This window comes from Mumia sp. (genome assembly GCF_028803055.1).
Lineage (GTDB): Bacteria > Actinomycetota > Actinomycetes > Propionibacteriales > Nocardioidaceae > Mumia.
The window spans coordinates 1-5823 of the sequence record NZ_JARBCJ010000018.1 but is presented as its reverse complement, the minus strand read 5'-3'; the positions used below and the strand labels follow the sequence as shown (position 1 = coordinate 5823).

Genomic DNA, 5823 nt, shown 5'->3' with positions numbered 1-5823 from the left:
GACCCGGCCGCTGCGAGCACGAGGCCGTCGAGCTCGGTGGCTCGGGCCTCGCGAAGGGCCGCGCGCAACCGGAGGTCCAGCACGCCGAGGAAGCTCTTGTGGATGCCGAGGACGTCGGTCGCGAGCACCCGGACGTGAGGATGGCGACGCCGCGCCGCCTCGACGACGGCGGGGACGTCGACGCTGGCGTGGTGGGCGTGGGTCAGGAGGAGCGGGACGACAACGACCTCGTCGTGCCCCTCGGCGACGAGCCGGTCGATCACCGTGAGGGGTGACGGCTCGGAGAGCTCGAGGTAGGACTCCTCCACGCGGAGGTCCGGACGCATGCACCGGACCAACTCCGTCAGTGATGCGATGGTTGCGGCCGAGCGGGGGTCACGGCTCCCGTGAGCGAGAGTGACGAGTGCAGGGGCGGTCATGGTGCATTCCTCCTTCCGAGAGGGTGTCGAAGAGTGGTGTGCGGCATCAGAGGTGGATGCCGCACTCGTTCTTGCCGGTGCCGGCCCAGCGTCCGCTACGGGCGTCGTCGCCCGGAGCGACACGCCGGGTGCAGGGCCAGCACCCGATCGAGGGATATCCGTCGTACTGCAGAGGGTTGACGAGGACGCCGTTCTCGGCGATGTAGCGGTCGACGTCGTCGGCCGTCCAGCGTGCGAGCGGAGAGACCTTGACCTTGCCCTTGCGGCCGTCCCACCCCACGACAGGGGCGATGACGCGGCTGTGCGTCTCGTCCCGGCGCAGTCCGGTGGCCCATGCGTCGTAGCCGGCCAAGGCCTCCTCGAGAGGCTTGACCTTGCGGAGCGCGCAGCACAGGTCGGGATCGGTACGGAACAGGTCCTTGCCGTGCGCGGCGTCCTGCTCCGCGACGCTCTGTACGGGCGTGACGGTGATCAGGTTGACCGGCACGGTGGCCTCGACGGCGTCGCGGGTCCCGATGGTCTCCGCGAAGTGGTAGCCGGTGTCGAGGAACACAAGGTCGAGCCCCGGAGCGACCTTGCTCGCGATGTCGGCGAGGACGGCGTCACCCATCGACGACGTGACGCAGAAGCGGTCGCCGAAGTGCTCGACCGCCCACTCCAGGATCAGCTCGGCCGGTGCGAGCTCGAGCTCCGGTCCGGCGATGCGGGCGAGCTCCTCGAGCTCTTCGGTGGACCGCGCAGGGACGTCGTGACGGATCGCGGTGGGCGTCATGCGACGTCACCCCCCGCGGGGATCAACCCGATGAACGAGAGCGAGAAGGCGCGGAGGCAGGCGCGGCACTCCCAGGCGCCGTGACGGGTCCCGTGAGGACGCAGGTCCTCGTCGCCGCAGTAGGGGCAGTGGAAGGGAGCCGCGCGCCCGCTCATCGCAGCTGCTCCTCGTCGGCTCGGGAGACCCACTCGGCGAACGACTCGTCGTCCCTGCGGTGGTCGAGGTATCCGCGGACGACCCGCTCCACGTAGTCGGGGAGCGCCTCCGCGGTGACCTTGTGCGCACGCAGCTTGCGCCCGAAGCCTGGTGTCAGGCCGAGGGCGCCGCCGAGGTGGACCTGGAAGCCTTCGACCTGTCGGCCGCCGTCCAGCACCAGCTGGCCCTTGAGACCGATGTCGGCGGTCTGGATCCGGGCGCAGGAGTTGGGGCACCCGTTGACGTTGACGGTGATCGGCTCGTCGAGCTCGGGGATCCTGCGCTGCATCTCGTCGATGAGGAGGTCCGCGCGGTTCTTGGTGTCGACGATCGCGAGCTTGCAGAACTCGATGCCCGTGCAGGCCATCGTGTTGCGGCGCCACGGCGACGGGTCCGCCTCCAGACCGATCGCGGCCAGCTCGGCGACCAACGAGTCGACCTTGTCGGGGGCGACGTCGAGGACGAGCAGCTTCTGCTGGGCCGTCGTACGGATCCGGTTGCTCCCGTGGGCCTCCACGACGTCGGCGAGCCGGGAGAGGATCGTGCCGGTCACGCGACCGACCTTCGGCGCGACGCCGACGTAGTAGCTGCCGTCGACCTGGCGGTGGACGCCGACGTGGTCCCCGGGCGTACGAGGTGCGGGCGCCTCGGGCCCGTCGACGAGCTTGCGCTTGAGGTACTCGTTCTCGAGCACGTCGCGGAACTTCTCCGGGCCCCAGTCGGCGATGAGGAACTTGATGCGTGCGCGGGTCCGGAGCCGCCGGTAGCCGTAGTCACGGAAGACCGACGCGATGCCGTGCCAGACCTCGGGGATCTCCTCGAGCGGGACCCACGCGCCGAGGCGCTGCGCGAGCATCGGGTTGGTCGACAGGCCGCCTCCGACGAGCAGGTCGAAGCCTGGGCCGTGATCGGGGTGCACGACACCCGTGAAGGCGACGTCGTTGATCTGCGGGACGACGTCGTGGCTCGGGTGCCCGCTGATCGCGGTCTTGAACTTGCGGGGCAGGTTGGAGAGCTCGGGGTCACCGATGTAGCGGCGCTCGATCTCCTCGACCGCCCAGGTGCCGTCGATGATCTCGTCGGAGGCGATGCCGGCGACGGGGGAGCCGAGGATGACCCGAGGGCAGTCGCCACAGGCCTCCTGGGTGCTGAGCCCGACCGACTCCAGCCGGTCCCAGATCTCGGGCATGTCCTCGACGCGGATCCAGTGGTACTGCACGTTCTGGCGGTCTGTCAGGTCGGCGGTGTCACGGCCGAACTCGGTCGAGATGCCGGCGATGGTCCGCAGCTGGCGCAGGTCGAGCTGGCCTCCGTCGATGCGGACGCGGAGCATGAAGAAGGAGTCCTCGAGCTCTTCGGGCTCGAGCGTGGCAGTCTTGCCGCCGTCGATGCCGGGCTTGCGCTGGGTGTAGAGGCCCCACCAGCGGAAGCGTCCCCGGAGGTCGGCCTTGTCGATCGAGTCGAACCCGCCGTGGGCGTAGATGTTCTCGATGCGAGCTCGCACGTTGTGCGGGTTGTCGTCCTTCTTGGACTGCTCGTTGGCGTTGAGCGGCTCGCGGTATCCCAGGGCCCACTGGCCGTCGCCCTTGGCGCGGCGGGGGCGGGCGACGCGCACGGGGGCGTCGGTGGTCGCGGTCATGTGGCGTCCTGTCGAAGAATGCTCGGGTGCGATGGTCAGTCGGCGCGTCAGAGGGCCGGGGCGGGGACGATCAACCGCAGCGACACATCATGCTGCGCATCCGACCGAAGTCCACGTGACGGCGTACCGCCAGGTGGGTCGTCTGCGCGGTGAGCATGGTCGTCAGTCTGCGCCGGGTACCCCGTCGAGAGCAACGCTTCATCTCACAAAATGAGATCCTCATCCATATGATGAGACTTTGCCGTCTCTCCTCCCGCCGTTGCAGGGATCGACAGGGGTCTTTGTGACCCGCACCACAGCGGCAACGGCTTAACCCAACGGCGTGACCGAAATGACGGGGCGGAGATCAGCCGAGGATGGGCGTGGCCCGCTCGGCGATGCGGGCCGCCTCCACCCCGCGGGGGAGCGTCCCGAAGGCGCCCGCCCAGTCGCCCCCGATCCGCGAGGCGACGAACGCGTCGGAGACCCCCGGATCGCTGTGGCGGATGAGGAGAGACGCCTGCAGCGCGACCGCCATCTGACCGGCGATGCGCCGGGCCCGGAACTCGGCGTCGTCGAGATCGGCGAGCTCGACCAGCACGTCGTCCACGATGCCGTCGACGCGCGGGTCGTAACCCCGTACGGCACCCATCTCGGTCAACCACGCCTCGAGCGCCTGGGGCTCACGCTGGAGGGCGCGGAGGACGTCGAGCGCGTTCACGTTGCCGCTGCCCTCCCAGATCGAGTTGAGCGGCGACTCTCGGAAGAGCAGCGGCATGCCGGACTCCTCGACGTAGCCGTTGCCGCCGAGGACCTCGAGCGCCTCCGCAACGTGGAAGGGCGTGCGCTTGCACACCCAGAACTTCGCGAGGGGCAGCGCGATCCGGCGCAGCGCCTTCTCGTGCTCGTCGTCGGACCTCTCCACGCTCGCGGCCAGCCGGAGCCCGAGCAGCGTCGCGGCCTCGGACTCGATCGCGAGGTCGGCGAGGACGTTCTGCATCGCCGGCTGCTGCGACAGCGGCGCGCCGAACGCGGACCGCTGCGCGGCGTGCCACGTGGCTTCCGCCACCGAGCGGCGCATCAGCGCCGACGAGCCCAGGACGCAGTCGAGGCGGGTCGAGGCCACCATCTCGATGATCGTCCGGACGCCGCGGCCCTCGTCGCCGAGCCGGACTCCCCAGGTGCCGGCGAACTCCAGCTCCGAGGACGCGTTGGACCGGTTGCCGAGCTTGTCCTTGAGGCGGACGACCTGGAGCGGGTTGCGCGTCCCGTCGGGGAGCACCCGCGGCACCACGAAACAGGTGAGTCCGCCCGGCGCCTGCGCAAGCACCAGAAAGAGGTCGTTCATCGGAGCACTCGTGAACCACTTGTGACCGTGCAGCACGTACTCACCGTCGACGGCCGTCGGCGTGGCCGTCGTGACGTTGGTCCGGACGTCGGAGCCGCCTTGCTTCTCCGTCATCCCCATCCCGGCGAGGATCCCCGTCTTCTCCGCGGGGTTGCGCAGCCCGAAGTCGTACGAGGTGGAGGCGAGCAGTGCCGTCCACTGCTTGGCCTGCGCGTCGTCGGCGCGGAGCGCGGGGACCGCGGCGTACGTCATGGTCAGCGGACAGCCGTGCCCCGGGTCGTTGTGGGTCCACGCGACGTACGCCGCAGCACGCCGCAGGTGCGGCTGGGGCTGGTCGCTCACCCACGGTGTCGCGTGCAGCCCGAACCCGATCCCCTGCCTCATCATCCAGTGCCAGGACGGGTGGAACGCGATCTCGTCCACCCGGTTGCCGTAGCGGTCGACCGGGTGGTGGACGGGCTCGTTCTGGTTGGCGAGCATCCCGTGCTCGCGGGCCTCCGCCGAGCCGGCGAGCCGTCCGACGGGCTCCAGCGACGAGAGGACTGCCGGGGCGTCGTCACCGGCGAACGCGCGCACCGCGGCGACGAGCGCGGCGTCGGAGCTCACCGCGTCGTAGCCGACGAGAGGGGCGGCCTGGTTGGTGGAGGCACGCTGCAACGGGTCCATGGCGACACCTTAAATCGTTCGCGCGCGCTGCAGGCCGTTCGTACGGTCAGGCTCATGGAGACGCAGAACGGCGGCGCGACGGCCTGGAGCGGCCGGGTGGTCCGCGTCGACCGCGGACAGGTCCGGGTTCTTGAGCCTCACGGTGACGCGGTGACCGCGCGGGTGGCCGTCCCCGTCTCCGAGCCGGTGGACGCTCCGTGCGTCGGCGACTGGGTCACGGTCGCCGTGGACGGCGACGACCGTGCCGTGGTCGAGGTCCAGCCCCGACGGACGCTGCTGGAGCGGGCGGAGCCGGGAGGGTCTTCGCGGCGCCAGGCGCTCGCCGCCAACGTCGACACCGTCGGGGTCGTCGTCGCGCTCGACCAGATGCCGTCCTTGGAGAAGGTCGAGCGGTTGCTGGTGGTCGCCTGGTCGAGCGGAGCGTCCGTGCGTGTCGTGCTCACCAAAGCCGACCTCGCGCCGGATGCCGGCGACGTCGCCGAGGACGTCGCGACGCAGCTCGGCGCCGACGTCATGGTCTGCAGCATCAGGACCGGGGAGGGGGTCGCCGAGGTCGCGGCGCTCGTTCCGGTCGGTGCCACGCTCGCCCTCGTGGGCTCGTCCGGCGCGGGGAAGTCGTCGCTGGTGAACGCGCTGGCCGGAGAGGAGCTGATCGAGACGGCGTCGATCCGAGCGGACGGCCGGGGCCGGCACACCACAGTCTGGCGCGAGCTGGTCGCGGTCCCCGGTGGCGGCTGGGTCGTGGACACACCCGGTCTGCGTGGCGTCGGAGTCACCGATCCAGATGGGCTGGCAGGTGCGTTCG

At 70.4% G+C, this 5823-nt stretch carries 6 protein-coding genes; 1 reads left to right on the top strand and 5 read right to left on the bottom strand.

Annotated features, from left to right (window positions below; translation table 11 throughout):
* The 5 genes from PV363_RS03375 to PV363_RS03355 all read right to left on the bottom strand — a co-directional run.
* On the bottom strand, positions 1-419 hold a 419-nt coding region (locus tag PV363_RS03375; RefSeq protein ID WP_301021680.1), incomplete at its 3' end, for a CbiX/SirB N-terminal domain-containing protein.
* Between the two features lie 46 nt (positions 420-465).
* Positions 466-1191: a phosphoadenylyl-sulfate reductase gene (locus PV363_RS03370; protein ID WP_220344514.1), complete on the bottom strand. Its 726-nt coding sequence runs from the start codon at positions 1189-1191 to the stop codon at positions 466-468.
* Positions 1188-1346: a hypothetical protein gene (locus PV363_RS03365; RefSeq protein WP_220344516.1), complete on the bottom strand. Its 159-nt coding sequence runs from the start codon at positions 1344-1346 to the stop codon at positions 1188-1190. The genes PV363_RS03370 and PV363_RS03365 overlap by 4 nt, the downstream gene beginning before the upstream one ends.
* Positions 1343-3025 carry a nitrite/sulfite reductase gene (locus PV363_RS03360; protein WP_301021679.1) on the bottom strand — a complete coding sequence of 561 codons (1683 nt, stop codon included), beginning with the start codon at positions 3023-3025 and terminating at the stop codon, positions 1343-1345. Before PV363_RS03360 ends, PV363_RS03365 begins: the two co-directional genes overlap by 4 nt.
* A gap of 346 nt (positions 3026-3371) precedes the next feature.
* A complete protein-coding gene (locus PV363_RS03355; protein ID WP_301021678.1) occupies positions 3372-5018 on the bottom strand; it encodes an acyl-CoA dehydrogenase family protein in 1647 nt (548 codons plus the stop codon).
* Between the two features lie 54 nt (positions 5019-5072).
* On the opposite strand from PV363_RS03355, the gene rsgA reads away from it, so the two are divergent.
* On the top strand, positions 5073-5823 hold a 751-nt coding region (rsgA, locus tag PV363_RS03350), incomplete at its 3' end, for a GTPase RsgA (protein WP_301021677.1).